The sequence below is a fragment of the Dehalogenimonas sp. NIT-SK1 genome (genome assembly GCF_055384165.1).
This window is the reverse complement of record NZ_AP042352.1, coordinates 531969-547639: the sequence shown is the minus strand read 5'-3', so window position 1 is coordinate 547639 and position 15671 is coordinate 531969. Positions and strand designations below refer to the sequence as shown.

Sequence of the window (15671 nt, the reverse complement as noted above, 5' to 3'; positions counted from 1 at the left end):
CCATAGCCGGGTACGTTTAACATTTGATAGTGAGTAATAAATGACTAAGGTAGATTCAGCAGGCAGACTGCCTGCGCTGACAGCCCAGTTGGATGATGCCGTTGTGACTCTTCGGGACACCAGGAGTTTCGCCAAATCTACCAGGATACACTCCACCCTGGATATCTGCCGGAGGCTGATGTCTCTGGAGGGCGGCACCCGGGTCATCTATGAACGCATCAAAGACCTGGAAGAAGCCGGCATATTCCAGGACAGTGACTGGCAGCACCCGGAACGCCTGCAGTCAATCATGGCCGCCAACACCATTAAGACCGGAGAAACAAACTTAATAATACTGGAACTGTTGAGCCAGCTGCGCTTCGCGGCTGTGGCCAATGATTACTATCGTCACCCGCGTTTATCCCCGGAACTGGCCAGCCATTTCCTCTCCCAGTCCCTGGCGCTGAACCTGTCGCTGGTTTTTGGCCAGTTGAATGAAGCTGACCGCATACGCCTGGGCAAAAACGTCGAAGCCGTAATCAACAACTTTGCCTTCGTCGCCGAACAGATCGGTTACGGCAACATCATAGATAAACTTATCAGTGAAATATGGCGCCTGCTGGCCCAGCGCCCCATCCAGGTCACTCACATCAAGCAGATGATTACCCAGCTTTCCATCTATCTTAATGACGCCGAACGAACCATAAATATAGGGCAGAACCTGGGTGCCGAAAGGCTTATCAGCTCATTGTACGGCCCTACCCGCGGCTGCCAGGAAGACCCGGGGCTGGAGCCTTATCGGGAAAGACTCCAAAGTATGGATGCCCAGGCGCTGCGCAATGAAGCCCTGGGGTTCAGCCGCGCCATGCATGACACCGGGCTGGTATCACCCTATCACGCGGTTTTTTTGCATTTTATACGCCAGGAACACAATGAACTGGTTGGTACCTGCCTGGGACTGAGCACCACTGGAAATGACAGCCTGCTGAGCTACCAGCTCCTGGTTCATCGCCTGATTGATGAGGCGGTTCGGCCGGAAACCGCCCAGGTTATCCTGGGGCTGTACGGCCTGCTGGAACGCGGAATTCTTTACACCAGCTCAGTCGCCCTGGCCCTGTGGCGACAGATATATCTGCCCCTCAATCCACTCACCATAGAAAGACTTAACCACATCAGCGGAAATACCGTGGAGCCGCGCATTCTGCTTTTGTCCGGCGTCATCAGCCTGCTGGGACAGCCGCTGGGACCCGGCCAGGGCAACAATCCCATGTGCCAGTCGGTCCGGGCTTTATCCATGTGGTCGGACAATTCGCCCAACTACCTGATGCAGCTGATTGCCTGCGCCGCCAGGGACAATGACGTTACCATATATTTTGAAGGTCAGCCGCTCAGTTCCGCCGAACTTATCCCCTATTCCCGCCGGAACGGAATACTCAGTGACCTGGACGCGGTCTCCACCATCATCGTTCCCCATCTTGACGCCATTTACCAGCGCATGGGTGAACTATGCGCTGACCGGGGCGAAGATGTTCACAAGTGGGTAAATCCCGAGTTTCACGGCTGGTGGGTCGGTCGGGATTTTTCTATAGCGGTGGATATCCATACCGGTAAGCTGAAGGATTATGAAGCTTTCATCCGCCGCTTCTATGCCTGCTACCATCCGCTGTACAACGGCAACATCCCGGTGGTCAACCCCCAGCCGGCCGGCATCGCCAGCACGGACAGCATGGCCAGGTTCCTTGGATGGCACGCCATAACCATCCTGCGCGTCGGTTTTGACCCTGAAGAAGTTATGCGGGTTTATTTTTTCAACCCCAACAATGACAGCGGGCAAAACTGGGGCGGTGGTATCCAGGTTTCCACTGAAGGTCACGGCGAACGCTTCGGCGAGTCGTCCCTGTGTTTCGCTGAATTCGTTTCGCGGTTGTACCTGTTTCACTATGACCACCGTGAAGAAGGTGATCCAACTGCCGTTGACCAGCAAGATATTGAACGGATTACCGCCATGGCCGCGGACAGCTGGGCTCGCGAGCGCCTGATCACTTGATTTTACCTTAAGCCTCCGGCCGCCAACCTGCCCGAAAGACCAGTAAAAATCCCTTCTTTATACCATTGAACAACACACCTCCCGGGCCTACAATTTCGTCATGGTTGTCAATATTAAGTTATTAACAAATGTTGAACAATACCGCTTCTTTAAGGAAGCTAACTTTTTCAGCATAAAGACGTTTTAACGAAGGGAAGATTTAATTAAGAAGGAGGCATTTTGGATTTAGCTGGCATTCTCGTATTGCTTATCGTATCGGCCCTCGGCATAGGTATGGTTATTTTGGGATATAACCTGATGAACCGGCACCAGGAATGGATGGCCAAGAGTATGTCGTTCATACTGGCACTGTTTGGTGTTTCATGGCTCTGCGGCGTAGTAATCGCCTTCGCTTACCGCACTGATCCCCTATTCATCTTGGGTGCAATAAGCGCTGGCGCTGTGGGGCTGATCATATTGGCCTTCTGGATAATAACCCTGGGTGAATGTGCTGTATATGAGGAAAAGAACAGCACCGATAAACTTACCTGGGTAATCATTATCCTGGCCACCAACGTAATTGGAGCCGCTCTTTATTTCTTTACCCGAAGACGGCAACGGATCGCGGAATTGGGGAAGTAAAGGGGATTATTTCCCCAATTCCCCCACCACCCTCTCCGCCACTTCCCGTTTGCTCATGAGCGGCAGGTCTTCCACCCGCCCGTCTTTGAACAGTAAAGTCACTTTATTATTATCGCCGCAGAAACCGGCACCTGGTTCGGTAACATCGTTGGCCACAATAAGGTCGAGTTTCTTAGCTGTCAGTTTTTTGCGGGCATTGTCTATTAAATCACCGGTCTCGGCGGCAAAGCCCACCCGGATGAAATCACCCTGTACTCCTGAAAGTATGTCCTCGGTCGGCTCTAGTTTGAGTTCTAACGGTCGGCTGTCCTTTTTTATCTTGCCTGCGGCCGCATCCGCCGGCCGATAGTCAGCCGGCGCGGCCGCCATGACCAGGGCGTGAGCGCCTTTGACCGCCGTTTTGACCGCCGAAAACATCTCGGCGGCGGTTTCTACCCGGATGACCTCAATATCGGCGGCGGGCGACAATTCAACCGTAGTAATCAGTCTGACCTCAGCCCCCTGGTTCCGGGCGACCAGCGCCAGTTCATAACCCATCTTGCCGGATGAACGGTTGCCGATATACCTCACCGGGTCAATCGGCTCGCGAGTACCGCCGGCGGTAATAACCACCGTCTTGCCCGCCAGTTCAGTGCCGCGGGCCAGCGTTTGTTTAACAATATCTATAATGGTTTCAACACCAGCCAGCCGTCCCCTGCCCTGGGATCCGCAGGCTAAATGGCCGGAATCCGGCTCTATGATGCTGACGCCGCGGTCTTTTAGTTTCTGAATATTTTCCCGTGTAGCCGGGTGTTCATACATATTGGAGTTCATCGCCGGGGCAACAATTACCGGGGCTCGTGTAGCCAGCGCCGTGGCTTCTATAATATCATCGGCAAAGCCGTAAGCCAGCCGGGCGATGGTATTGGCGGTGGCCGGAGCGATCAGTAATACGTCTGCTGCCTCAGCTATCGAGATATGACTGATTGGATGACCGCCCTCATTCAGCCACATGGAAGTAACCACCCGGCGGCCGGTGATGGCCTCAAAGGTCAGCGGGGCAATAAAACGCCCGGCGGATTCGGTCATCAGGACGTCAACCCTGGCACCCGTCTGTGCCAGTTTGGAGGCAATATCAGCCGCCTTGTAAGCGGCGATAGACCCGGTTACCCCCAGGACTATATTTCTATCTTTTAGTACCATCTCAGACTCCTAATCAGTCCGCACACTGCCGGTCAAGCCCGGTTCATGTAGTATATCAGCCGCAGACCGTACAAGGTAAGGTCAGCATTTATCACATCAAAGACTCCGGTTTCGGCGGCCAGGAGTTCAGCATAGCCGCCGGTAGCAACAACTGTCGCCTTGCCTTCCGGCAATTCCGCCCGGATGCGCCCCACTATTCCTTCGATCAGCCCCACGTAGCCGAATACCAGGCCGGACTGCATGGCCTTTACCGTGGAAGTGCCGATGGCTTTTTCCGGCCGCTGCAGCTCAATCCGCGGCAGCATTGAGGTGCGCACAGACAGGGCTTCAACCGCGGTAGCCACTCCCGGGGCGATGGCGCCGCCCAGGTACTCGCCGGATGCCGAAACGGTATCAAAGGTGGTGGCGGTACCAAAATCAACAACGATGCAGGCTTTCCGGTACAGGTTGAAAGCGGCAGCGGCGTTGACAATGCGGTCAGCGCCGACTTCCCTGGGATTATCCATCCTTATTTTAACACCGGTTTTTGTCCCGGCGCCGATTATCAGTGGTTCAACCCGAAGATACTGCCGGCACAGTTTTTCAAAAGCCTCGGTCAGCGGCGGCACTACGGAACAAAGGGCTACTTTATCAATAGTTGCTGGGTCAATCTTGTTGACCTGCAGCAGGTGCAGCAGCAGTGAAGCGTATTCATCCGTCAGTCGATGGATTACCGTGGCCACCCGCAGGCTGAGTTTAAGCTTATCACCCTCGTAAAAACCCAGTGATATGCTGGTATTACCGATATCAATGGCCAGCAGCATTACAATTCTCCTTAATTGACCGGATGGCCCCGGGTATCCGCCCCAGCAGGTCTGAGGCAATCATACCGCATTCGCCCAGCTCATTTCTCACCAGTTCACCGGCCGCGGCGTGGATATAAACTCCGGCAGAAGCGGCGTCAAATTCATCCAGGCCCTGGGCCAGCAAAGCGGCGATAACACCGGCCAGCACGTCACCGGTACCGGCGGTAGCCAATCCGGGGTTGGCAAAGGGCGAAACCGCCGCCCGGCCGTCCGGAGCGGCAATGACAGTATGGGCGCCCTTTAAAACCACCGTCATCTGCCATAATTCGGCGTAGCGGCGGCTGATGCCCAGCCGGTCCTGCTGTACTTGTTCTGCCGTAAGTCCGGTCAGCCGCGCCATTTCCTTCGGATGCGGCGTCAATACATAATTATTATCCCGTTTCTGCCACCATTCCTTATCCATCGCCAGTATGTTGAGCGCGTCGGCATCCAATACCGCTTTCTTACCCGGCGGCATGGCAGCCAGTACACCGTTCAGCAAAAGTGAAATAACCGCGTCCCGTCCCAGTCCCGGGCCGATGGCAACTGCGTCATATTCCGGCAATCGCCCGGCAATAACGCTTACCGCCTCCGGAGCCGGCTCGCCTTCACTGTTCTCAGGAAGCAGCAGATGAGTAACCTCGGTCAGTTTGGCGGCGAATATCGGATGCAGACTGCGGCAAGCGGCCAGGGTTATCAGTCCGGCGCCGGCGCGGCCGGCGGCCTGACAGGTTAATACCGGGGCGCCGCAGAACTCCGGAGTACCGGCCAGCGTCAGCACTTTGCCGAAAGTACCTTTGTTGGCATCTTCAGGACGCTCCGGCAGCAGACCCGCCACTCCCGGTTCGGTCAGCAGTTCCGTCATTATATCGCAGTCGGTCCCTTGCGGGATGCCGATATCAGCCAAACTGACATCACCGGTATAAGCGGCACCGGGATAAAGAAACAGACCCCGCTTGGGATTGGCCAGGGTAACCGTCAAATCAGCTTGAAGCGTTGCCGGGTCAATCGCCCCGCTGTCCGCGTTAAGCCCGGAAGGCAGGTCAACAGCCGCGATTATCATTTCCGGGCGGCTCCTCTTTTCTCGGGAAACCATTTCCATTAGCTCGGCGATAATGCCGTCAATCGGACGCAAGCTGCCGGTACCGAATATGGCGTCAATTACCATATCGGCACCGGAGAGTGAATTTCGAAAAAGTTCCAGCCCTTCGCCGCGGACAGCGTCTATCGGTTCCAGGCCGTTTTGCCGAACCTCCCGTAACACCGCGTCATCGACAGCGCGCTCGGTCAGCAGGTAAACACTGACTCCCGCGCCCTTGTCTTTCAGATCAACCGCCGCCAGCAGGCCGTCACCGCCATTGTTGCCGGGACCAGCCATTAACACTATATTCTTACCTGCAATTGGCCCGAAGACCTCGGTGACTTGGTCAGCTAAAGCCCGGCCGGCACGCCGCATCAGTTCAGCGGCGGAGATACCGCGCCTGGCGGCTCTCTCTTCCAGCACCCTCATCTCGGCGGCGGTTACCAGCTTCATGCTTTGAAGTGTACCAGCGGCCTGTGCGGCGGTCAATACACTTCAGCGGGGTTCTTAAACGGCCAGCTCCAGGCCTTCACCGGCCAGGTATATCCGGGCTTTCATTTCCGCCGCCACTTCTTTAATCTCCCGTTCGATCTCGCTCTCGACGGAAGGGCTCATATGGATGCAGGCTACTTCCGGCAGGTACCCTTTCATTTTTCGGAAATCCTCAAGTTCCCGACGCAGCAGCTCCGGCGTCAGATGCTGTCCTTCAGCGGAAGCGAAGAACTCGGTAAAACGCGAAGGCGCGGTCAGTTCGACAATCATCAGGTTCGGGTCCACTTGTTCAAAACTGCGGGACAATCCGGGTCCGGTATCACCGGTATAAAACAGCCTGCGGCCGCTGTCCGCCGTTATCTGGTAACCCTGGGAAGGCACGGAGTGCGGCGTGGCCACCGTCAGTACTTCATAACTGCCAACCTTAAAACTGCTTCCGGGTTCTACCAGGTGATACCTGAAGGTCGGCGCTTCGGCCGGCTTTTCCAGGAACCGGGAATACATCGTGCCATTAATCAGGCAGTACTCCAGGTTTTCCCGGGTTCCGTTATTGCCGTACAGGTCCAGGCTGCCGCCATTCAGGTACAGATTCATCCCCAGTGACGGAATATCCCGGACATGATCAAAGTGACCGTGACTCAGCAGCACCGCCGTCAGTTCCTGCATCTGCTCCAGTGAAAGACTCCGCGTCAGCGAGCCCGCGTCCAGCGCCAGCGTGTCATCCACCAGGACGCAGCTCATAGCGGTAGCGGCCGTCTCCACATTATGTGTTCCCAGGAATCGTACTTTCATTTTTCCGCCCCGGCTCCGGCGAAAGGATTAAGGCTGACGCCATTATCATAGGCATCAATTCCTTCCGCCCTCTTCAGATAATTGACCACCTTGTAAGTCAGCGGCGTAGCCACCACTTCTATCAGTGTTTTAGCCAGCCAGTGATAGAGGATCAACACCGGGGCAAAAGCCGGTGTCCCCACGAAAGCTATGGTAATAAAAACCGCTGAATCCAGGCCTTCACCAACAATTGTCGACCCGATAGTGCGGCTCCACAGGTGGCGCCCGCGGGTAAGGATCTTCATGCGCGACATCACCGCGGCATTGCTGAAACTACCGGCCAGGTAGCCGCAGAAGGAAGCCAGCAGCAGCCGCGGCGTATAACCCAGGATGGTTTCATAGGCCTGCTGGTTTTCCCAGAACACGGCGCCGGGCATCAGGCCGGCCAGCCAGACAAAGAAAACAAAAACCAAATTGCATAAAAAGCCCAGCCATATTACGCGGCGGGCCCAGGCAAAACCATAAACCTCGGTCAGGATATCACCGATGATGTAACTGAGAGGGAAAACCAGGATAGCCGCCGGCAGTACAATATCCCAGCCGATGTCGATGAGCTTCACGGCAACGATATTGGCCGTAATCAGGCAGGTGATAAACAACGCGGCAATAAACACCAGCCGGTAGGATATTTTCAAATCAGACATTTCCTTCGCAGTGAATCAGATAATCTTGAGCCGTCGCAGAATATATGCCGTCAGCAGCGACAGCCCCAGTGTAATGCCCATGACGATAAGAAAAGGGTGCTCCGCTTTTTGAAACGGCAGGTCGATATTCATGCCGTAAATGCTGGCCACAATCAGCGCCGGTAAGGTGATGGTGGCAAAGATGGTCAGGGTGCGGATGCCGGAGTTGTAGTTGTTGTATGACATGGAGTCAAAGGTGGCCGAAAGACCTTCAATGACCTCCTTGGTTTCGTCCAGGCCGTCCCAGATCTTATCCACGTGGTCTGAAAGGTCACCGAAATATACGCTCATATCCTGGTCGGTGTAAGGGCGTAGTTTCGGTTCCAGTCCGGCGATAACCGTACGCATCGGCCATATAGTTCGCCTGAAGGATATTATATCGCGCCGCAAAGCGGATATGTCTTTTACCGTGCCGTCACGGCGGCTGGTGAAAATCTCGTCTTCAATAGTGTCGGTGTTTTCCAGTATTTTATTTACTATCGGCTGGCAGTAGTCAACCAGTCGGTCAATAATGCGGTAAAGCAGGTATCCCGGCCCATAGCTGAAATACTCCTGACGTGATTCTTCGTCTATTTCACACTCCCGGAAAAGCTTGGAAAGCGGCTTCAGGTTGCCGGAATGCAGGGTAATCAGGTAATCCTTGCCGATAAAAACCGAAACCTGGGAAGGCCCCAGTACCTGTTCCGTCTTGTTGTATACCGGAAAATGCAGTACAAAGAATAAATAATTCTTGTATTCGTCGGTCTTGGGACGCTGCCGCTTGGAAAGCACATCGTCCAGGTCAAGAGGATGGAAGGGATAGTTCTCCGCCAGGTAGGCTGTTTCCTGTTCGGTCGGATTTTCAATATTGGTCCAGGTAAAGGTACCGTAAGACACCCGCTCCATTGTTGGACCGGCAGCCGCCTGATTTTTCCTGGTTTTAGAAAAGGGTTTGCGGGGCATATCTTCAGCCTTGATATTCAGGATTTTGCCGGTCTATTCTAGCACAAGTTTTGCGCCTTGACACAAACCCGCCGCCGCGCGTCCTAACCGGTTATAAGCCGTATCCCCGTTATCACCAGTGCCAGTGACAATAAACGTATCAGCATCCGGCCGTGAAGCCGGCGGGAAAGCAGAGCCCCGGCCTGGGAACCGCCGACCACCCCTGCCCCCAGCCACAGTATGATATCCCATTCAGCCCCGTAGTTGCCCTGGCCCAGGTGCATGGCTACTCCAGCCGCCGCGGTGAACATCAGGATGAAACTGGATGTAGCCGTGGCGATATGAGTCGGAAAACGCAGGATATAAGTCATCACCGGCACATGAATAATTCCGCCGCCCATGCCCAGCAGTCCGGCCAGGTAGCCGGCTCCCATGCTTAAGCCGACTCCCAACGGCCGGTTATAATCAAACCGGCCGTTGACCGCCTGCTGCGGCGCCGGTGCCTGCCGCAGCAACAGCGCCGCGGCAATAGCCGTCATCATCACCCCGAACAGCACTGAAAAAACGTCACGGGGCACAAACTGCAGCGTCCACACTCCCAGGATTACCCCGGGAATGGTCGCCGCGGCGAATAACAGCCCGTTGCGGTAATCAATGCGCTCCTGCCGAGAGTAGGCAAAAACAGCGCCGCAGGCGTTTATCAGGACAATAAACAGTGATATGGCGGTAATGGCCAGCGGCTCAGCGTCCGGATAGAGAAAAATCATGGCCGGCACCAGCAGTAAAGCGCCGCCAACGCCGATGAGCGTGCCATAGACGCCCACCAGCAGCCCCATCAGTACCAGCACAGCCGGCAGCAGCCAGCCGCCGCTGATTAGCGGTTCACCCATTTTGCCGCCGGGGAATATCGTGAGTACTGTTCATAAATATCGCGTCCGCGCCGTGCACCGGTAGTTTATCAGTCTTTTTTGTCTCCGACATTATTGAAGGCAATCAAAACCGCGGCTACCATGGCCACCGCCAGCCCGAAGAACAGCGTTCCCTCCGGGTCCTGCCACTGCACCAGGTGTTTCAGAAAAATTATGGACATCACCATTATTACGATGCTGCTCAGTTTGGTTTTCAGCTGGTGCAGGTTCTTGATAATCAGCCATTCCGGCAGTGCCAGGCTGCCGATGAATAGTTCGTACAGCCCGAAGGCGAAGATCAGCAGCACCGTGGCGATGAGAAATACATCCATTATCTCGATCAGCGGTATAATATCAGTGCCGCTGATACTGAAATCAGCAAACAGGTCAATCAGGATTCTGGCAGACTGAACCAATCCCAGCAGGAAAGCGACGGTTGAGGCCGCCAGCAGGGAAAAAACGGCTACCAGGGTAACATATTTGCTCTTCTCGAGTATGCTTTTCAATAAGCTGTCTTTCATTCAGTTTGGCCGCGCCTTCAGTCCGGATTATAGCATTATTGGCGGCTTACAGGCTTATCACCCGGCTCGCCTTCATCATCACGTCGGCGATAGTGAACATATTGGATACCTGGCCGATGGCCACCCGGTCAGACAGGCCCAGCCGGGACAGGCAGGTGCCGCAGGCCAGGAGTTCCATGCCGTCATCATCCAGCTGCCTGAGTTCACCCAGTACGTTGGAATCCTCAGCCACCAGTTTCACCCCGTTGTTCATAAATATTATGCTTTCCGGGCGCTCCGGCAAAGACTGCAGCGTATTCAGAAAACTCTGCATCAGCAGCCTTCCCAGTTCAAGATTTTCGCCGCGCCCGATGATATCAGATCCGATAAATACCACTATCCCCCCCGCCGGCGCGTCATCGGCCACAGCGCAGGCCGCCGTCCTTACTATCCTCAAGTACACGCCGTCGCTTTTCTCCTCAGCCGTGACTTCACACCCCTGTTTACCGGCAAATTTGGTCACATTCTGTCGCGCCGCCTCATTATCTACTATGACCACCACTTCACTCAGTCTTTTCAGGGCCTCACCGGCCAGCAGCACCGGCTGCGGGCACGGCTTGGCGCGGGCATCTATCATTTCGGGCATCTAATTCTCCTTCTGGTTCCTGCCGTCAGCGGCCATGATAGCCGCCCCCAGCGCCGCCGTAATCTGCGGCTCATCAGGCACGGTAATTTTAATACCAAGTTTATCTTCCAGCAGCCTTGCCAGGCAAGCGTTTTTGGCTCCGCCGCCGGAAAAAATTAAACGTCCGCTTACTCCTACCCGCCGGGCCATAGCCGCTACCCTGGTAACCACTGAATGATGCAACCCACGGGCAATAGCCTGGGCGTCTTCACCCTTATTGATCAGGGAAACTACCTCGCTTTCGGCAAAAACAGTGCACAGCGAGTTAAGGGTAACCGTACGGCCGGTTTCCATAGCCGTCCGGGCAAATTCTTCCATGGTCAGTTCCAGCGCCCCGGCCATTATTTCTAAAAACTTGCCGGTGCCGGCGGCGCAGCGGTCATTCATTTCAAACTTAAGCACCCCGCCCTTTTCATTCAGCCGAATAACCTTAGAATCCTGTCCGCCGATATCAATCACGCTCAGCGCGTCGGGAAAAAGAAACCTGGCCGCGGCGGCCTGGGCGGATATCTCGGAAATGGTGGCGCCGGACAATTCCGGCGCCACCAAATCCCGACCGTAGCCGGTAACCACCAGTTTGTCGTATTTCTTGTTACCCAGGAGCCTGCGGCATCTCTCCATCGGTTTCAACCCGGAATCTATGACCGACGATGACCTGACCCCGCCATCAAACAGCACCAGTTTGATGGTACGAGACCCGACATCCAATCCCGCGGTTATCACTTGGTTTTGCTTCTCACTTTCAAGTATTGAATCTCCTTTGCGATTCTCGGTCGCGACCGGCAAATGAATACCTTTGACTGACAGCTGCTAAAGCATCTCCAGGAAAGCGTCAACTCGCGTCTTGAGCTGACCGGTATCCTCATCGGAATAATCGGTCTCCACCCGCAGAAGCGGTATTCCGGCCTGCTCCAGTGCCCGGTCCACCTGTATGGCTTCGTTGGCATAGGTATGACAGAACTGCAGATTGTAGTGAATCACACCGTCAGCCTTTAACTCCCCGGCCATGCGAACTATATCTTCCGTTCGCTCACAATTGGGCGTAAAACAGGCGCAGTTGGTTTTCAGATAACGCTCGGCCAGGGCGGTAATCATCTCATCAAGGCTGCCCGCGCCCTCAGGCACCAGTTCATTATAGAAACGCGAACCGGTACAGGATTCTTCGCCGACGATAACCGCCCCTGAGCTTTCTACAATATGATGCAGCTTCCAGTTGGGAATAGCCATGGGGGAACCGGATATCAGGATCCTTTTGGCGCCTTTGGGTACCGCGCCTTCCCCTTTTTTGACGCGCTCTTCCAGTTCGTCGTTAAGCGCGGTGATCATCTGGGTCTGGCGCTCAACATCGTCATACATGGAAATCTGGGTTGCCAGCAGCGCGTCCTTGCCGGATATCGGCGCCGGGTCGGCCCCCCGCAGTTCGGACAACCGCCGGAACTGACGGCGTCGGGCGTTGACCTTTTTTATCGCTGTAGATAAATTATCCATGGTAATTTCATTTCCGGTCAGCTCTTCGATCCTGGCCTTGAAATCCCTGACTTCCCGCTGCCACAGCGTGCGACCGGCCTCGCCCCGCTTATTGGGCACTTCCATCACATAAACCGGCTGCTGCTCGGCCAGCATTTCAAACATTTTTTTCTTGCCGTCACAGGTGGTCTCTCCCACAATTAAATGACTCACCTGGACATAGGGACACAGCCGTCCCAGTTTGAAGCCGTATGAAGATTTGATCAGGGCGCAGGTATTGCGCGGCAGCACTTCTTCGGCCGCCGGAATGGAAAACTGGGTACCGGCGCACAGGCTGACCGGGATGGCTCCGGCTGCCCAGCAGAATTCTTCAGGCACAAAAACACAATAAGTGGCTACTACTTTGCCGCCTTCCTTGGCGTGCTCCCGCAGTTCCTTGACCCTGATGCCGTGAATATCACCAACCACGAAATCATAAAAACCCATTCCCTGCGGGCGGTTCGGCTGGCTGAGATAAATTTCCTGGTAAATCGGTCCTAAGGCGTTCATCAACTGACCATGGGAATCCAGGTCAATCCCAAGTTCCGACCACATCTTTTCATTATCGCTTAATGTCACTTGCAGTTTCCTCTCGAAGTTTTTTTACCGGGGAGATAAATGCTTTTCGAGCAGGACTGCCGACCGGACTCAAGCTGCGGGCCAAAACACCCGCAAAAAAGCGGCCGAGTAGCCTCCGGCCGCTAAATTGAACAAAAAATAGTTAACCGTCTAAATCACGATCATCCCGGCGGAATGGAGGTACAAGCAGTCCCGTGGCGCGGTACCCGCGCCGTCAGTCCACTCCGTCAGGTACGGCGATGGAAAGGTACTCTGGACATACTTATCACCTCCTCCCAGGCTGGTTGAAATTTCAACGATTATACTGCACCTGATTGCTATCGGTCAAAAGTATTAGTACTTACCGTAGCAGGAGAAATTTTGGCTGCCGCCATCCTCGCGTTATAATGTAATCATGGATAAGTTGCTTCAAGAAGTAACCGAATCACTGCGCCGGGTGGGCAACGCGCACCATCGCGCCTTCATCATGGTCAACGGCCGGGACGCTGACTGGGCCAGGTGGTACGCGGAGAAACTGGAACCGGAACTGGCCGGCAAACTGGCGGTCAGCTTAACCGCTGATGACCTAGCCGCTCTCCTGCCGCTTCTGGAAAAAGAGCGCTCGCTTCGGGCGCCTGAGGCGGAATGGGCCGGATTCTACGCCGAGGCCATCGTTGACAGATACGGCTAAAATTAACTGACCGCCGGATATATCCGGTCAGAAAATGTTTGACAGCCGGCTGTCTCAATCATATAGTGTAGTATAATAAGCTGTCGCGCGACTGGCGGAAGTGGAGTTCACCACAGGGAGCGCGATTAGGCCGAAGCCGACCGCCTGGGCACCATGCTCGGGCGGTCTTTTTATTTTCTGCCCGGCGGAAAGGAGATAACTCATGTTTTCCAGGGAATGGTTTGTGTACGTCTTCGGACGCTGGATTCTGCTGTCCGGAATTGCCGGAGCGCTGGTGCAGGTGCTGCTGGCTGACCAGCTCGGTATCGCCACTTTCCCCGCCTTCCTGCTCAACCAGTTTATCCTGGCCACCGTCTTCTGGTATGTCGACAAATACATTTTCCAGCGCCACTTCAGCGCTGTAAAGGAGATTTTCAAGTTCCCCCGTATTCGCGGCCATTTCACCCCGGCCCACCAGTTCGCCAAGATATCGGAGGAATACACTGAGTTCACCGAGGCTTACCGAAAAAACCCTGAGGATTATAATAAGTGGCTGCACGAGTTCCTGGACCTGGCTCATGCCGTTGAAATGACCGAACGGGTACTGAAGGAAAAAGGCGCTGACGTCAACGGTGAGTTTTACCGCATTATCCAGCAGAATAAGACCAAGGGTTTATACCAAAGCGATAACGCCTGAAATGGCGCCGGATTAAAGCTGCGGCCGTCGCCGATGCCAGTCGGTGGATTGCTGAAAAGCGTAACCCAGGTTGAGAATGGTTTTCTCGGCGAACGGCTTGGCGATAATCTGCATGCCGACCGGCAGTCCATCTGCGAACCCGGCCTGCAATGACATGCCGGGCAGCCCGGCGATGTTAACCGGAATGGTGCAGATATCCGACAGGTACATGGAGAACGGATCTGCCGCTTTTTCACCGATATTGAACGGCACCGTCGGCGCCGTCGGCGTGATCAGGGCATCATATTTCTCGAAAGCCGCGTCAAACTCCCGCCGGATAACGGTGCGCACTTTCTGTGCTTTCACATACCAGGCGTCATAGTATCCGGCTGAAAGGGCGTAGGTGCCCAGCATTATGCGCCGCTTGACTTCCGGTCCGAAACCAATGCCGCGGGTCTTCTCCATGGCTTCCCACATGCTGCCGGCATCCTGGCAGGAAAAGCCGTACTTCACCCCGTCATAGCGAGCCAGGTTGGCCGAAGCCTCGGAAGGAGCGATAATATAATAAACCGCCAGCGCGTAGCCGGTAGTCGGCAGGGAGCATTCCTCGACGGTGCAGCCCATTTGTTCATAAACTTTAAGCGCTTCGGTAACCGCGGCGGAAACTTCCGGTGTTACTCCCTGGCCGAAATACTCCTTGGGCACCCCCAGGCGCAGGCCTTTGACCTGGCCGTCCAGGCAGCCGTAATAGTCTGTCTCCGGCTGCGGCACCGAAGTTGAATCCCGGGAGTCATAACCGGCAATAGCGTTAAGCATCACCGCCGCGTCAGCCACGTCCTGGGTCAGCGGTCCCACCTGGTCCAGTGATGAGCCGAAAGCCACCAGCCCGTAGCGGGAAACCAGCCCGTAAGTCGGTTTCAGGCCGGTAACGGAACAGAAACTGGCCGGCTGGCGGATGCTGCCTCCGGTATCAGATCCCAGCGCTGCCGGGGTTTCACCGGCTGAAACCGCGGCCGCTGAGCCGCCGCTGGAACCGCCGGGTACTCTTTTGAGATCCCAAGGATTATGCGTAGTGAAAAAGGCCGAATTTTCCGTTGATGACCCCATGGCGAACTCGTCCATGTTGGCCTTGGCGATAATAACCGCGCCACGGGCGCGCAAACGCTCCACCACGCCGGCGTCATACGGCGGCACGAAGTTTTCCAGCATTTTAGATGAGCAGGTAGTGCGGATGCCTTTTGTACAGAGTACATCCTTCAATACGACCGGAATACCGGTCATCGCTGCGGCATCACCGCGGTCGATAGCCCGGTCGGCTTCTTGAGCTTGTGCCGTTGCCGCTTCAGCTGTAACCGTCATCAGGGCCTGAACCCTGGGCTCAACTGCCTCAATACGCTTAAGATAGGCGCCGGTCAGTTCAACCGATGACAACTCTTTATCCCGGAGCAGCTTTCCGGCTTCAACTATGGTGAGCTTACTGACGTCTATTGACAAGTTTTTTCCTTAT

Annotated in this window: 16 protein-coding genes and 1 riboswitch; of the genes, 4 read left to right on the top strand and 12 right to left on the bottom strand. The window is 55.1% G+C overall.

Going from position 1 to position 15671, the window contains the following annotated elements; all coding sequences use genetic code 11:
- Nucleotides 1-40: 40 nt before the first annotated feature.
- Nucleotides 41-2026, top strand: a complete 1986-nt coding sequence (locus tag ACZ48S_RS02895) for a hypothetical protein (RefSeq protein WP_464213884.1) — start codon at nucleotides 41-43, stop codon at nucleotides 2024-2026.
- A gap of 219 nt (nucleotides 2027-2245) precedes the next feature.
- On the top strand, nucleotides 2246-2647 hold the full coding sequence (locus tag ACZ48S_RS02890; protein WP_464213882.1) for a PLDc N-terminal domain-containing protein: 402 nt from the start codon (nucleotides 2246-2248) through the stop codon (nucleotides 2645-2647).
- 6 nt (nucleotides 2648-2653) lie between these two features.
- Here ACZ48S_RS02890 and coaBC read toward each other — a convergent pair whose 3' ends face one another.
- The 11 genes from coaBC to ACZ48S_RS02835 all read right to left on the bottom strand — a co-directional run bounded on the left by coaBC (nucleotide 2654) and on the right by ACZ48S_RS02835 (nucleotide 12839).
- A complete protein-coding gene (coaBC, locus tag ACZ48S_RS02885; RefSeq protein ID WP_464213880.1) occupies nucleotides 2654-3829 on the bottom strand; it encodes a bifunctional phosphopantothenoylcysteine decarboxylase/phosphopantothenate--cysteine ligase CoaBC in 1176 nt (391 codons plus the stop codon).
- Nucleotides 3830-3861: 32 nt separating this feature from the next.
- Nucleotides 3862-4632: a type III pantothenate kinase gene (locus tag ACZ48S_RS02880; RefSeq protein WP_464213878.1), complete on the bottom strand. Its 771-nt coding sequence runs from the start codon at nucleotides 4630-4632 to the stop codon at nucleotides 3862-3864.
- Nucleotides 4616-6223 carry an NAD(P)H-hydrate dehydratase gene (locus tag ACZ48S_RS02875; protein ID WP_464213876.1) on the bottom strand — a complete coding sequence of 536 codons (1608 nt, stop codon included), beginning with the start codon at nucleotides 6221-6223 and terminating at the stop codon, nucleotides 4616-4618. Before ACZ48S_RS02875 ends, ACZ48S_RS02880 begins: the two co-directional genes overlap by 17 nt.
- A gap of 18 nt (nucleotides 6224-6241) precedes the next feature.
- Entirely contained in the window at nucleotides 6242-7018 is a 777-nt protein-coding gene (locus ACZ48S_RS02870; RefSeq protein WP_464213874.1) for an MBL fold metallo-hydrolase, read from the bottom strand.
- Nucleotides 7015-7692 carry a queuosine precursor transporter gene (locus ACZ48S_RS02865; protein WP_464214540.1) on the bottom strand — a complete coding sequence of 226 codons (678 nt, stop codon included), beginning with the start codon at nucleotides 7690-7692 and terminating at the stop codon, nucleotides 7015-7017. The genes ACZ48S_RS02870 and ACZ48S_RS02865 overlap by 4 nt, the downstream gene beginning before the upstream one ends.
- Nucleotides 7693-7716: 24 nt before the next feature.
- Nucleotides 7717-8682 carry a magnesium transporter CorA family protein gene (locus ACZ48S_RS02860; RefSeq protein WP_464213872.1) on the bottom strand — a complete coding sequence of 322 codons (966 nt, stop codon included), beginning with the start codon at nucleotides 8680-8682 and terminating at the stop codon, nucleotides 7717-7719.
- A gap of 83 nt (nucleotides 8683-8765) precedes the next feature.
- Nucleotides 8766-9551 (bottom strand): sulfite exporter TauE/SafE family protein, encoded by a 786-nt coding sequence (locus tag ACZ48S_RS02855; RefSeq protein ID WP_464213870.1) that lies wholly within the window; start codon nucleotides 9549-9551, stop codon nucleotides 8766-8768.
- A 68-nt stretch (nucleotides 9552-9619) separates the two neighbouring features.
- Complete coding sequence (locus ACZ48S_RS02850; RefSeq protein WP_464213868.1) at nucleotides 9620-10090, bottom strand: YqhA family protein; 471 nt, start codon at nucleotides 10088-10090, stop codon at nucleotides 9620-9622.
- 46 nt (nucleotides 10091-10136) lie between these two features.
- On the bottom strand, nucleotides 10137-10715 hold the full coding sequence (yedF, locus tag ACZ48S_RS02845; protein WP_464213866.1) for a sulfurtransferase-like selenium metabolism protein YedF: 579 nt from the start codon (nucleotides 10713-10715) through the stop codon (nucleotides 10137-10139).
- Nucleotides 10716-11540, bottom strand: coding sequence for an acyl-CoA dehydratase activase (locus tag ACZ48S_RS02840; protein WP_464213864.1), 825 nt, complete (start codon nucleotides 11538-11540; stop codon nucleotides 10716-10718).
- Between the two features lie 24 nt (nucleotides 11541-11564).
- On the bottom strand, nucleotides 11565-12839 hold the full coding sequence (locus ACZ48S_RS02835) for a double-cubane-cluster-containing anaerobic reductase (protein ID WP_464213862.1): 1275 nt from the start codon (nucleotides 12837-12839) through the stop codon (nucleotides 11565-11567).
- A 394-nt stretch (nucleotides 12840-13233) separates the two neighbouring features.
- Between ACZ48S_RS02835 and ACZ48S_RS02830 the strand changes: the two genes are divergently transcribed.
- Both ACZ48S_RS02830 and ACZ48S_RS02825 read left to right on the top strand, forming a co-directional pair.
- Nucleotides 13234-13509 carry a hypothetical protein gene (locus ACZ48S_RS02830; RefSeq protein ID WP_464213860.1) on the top strand — a complete coding sequence of 92 codons (276 nt, stop codon included), beginning with the start codon at nucleotides 13234-13236 and terminating at the stop codon, nucleotides 13507-13509.
- A gap of 77 nt (nucleotides 13510-13586) precedes the next feature.
- Nucleotides 13587-13666: riboswitch (ZMP/ZTP riboswitch) on the top strand.
- 45 nt (nucleotides 13667-13711) lie between these two features.
- Nucleotides 13712-14185 (top strand): nucleoside triphosphate pyrophosphohydrolase family protein, encoded by a 474-nt coding sequence (locus ACZ48S_RS02825; RefSeq protein ID WP_464213858.1) that lies wholly within the window; start codon nucleotides 13712-13714, stop codon nucleotides 14183-14185.
- 12 nt (nucleotides 14186-14197) lie between these two features.
- Here ACZ48S_RS02825 and gatA read toward each other — a convergent pair whose 3' ends face one another.
- Nucleotides 14198-15652 carry an Asp-tRNA(Asn)/Glu-tRNA(Gln) amidotransferase subunit GatA gene (gene gatA / locus ACZ48S_RS02820; protein WP_464214538.1) on the bottom strand — a complete coding sequence of 485 codons (1455 nt, stop codon included), beginning with the start codon at nucleotides 15650-15652 and terminating at the stop codon, nucleotides 14198-14200.
- Nucleotides 15653-15671: the final 19 nt, after the last annotated feature.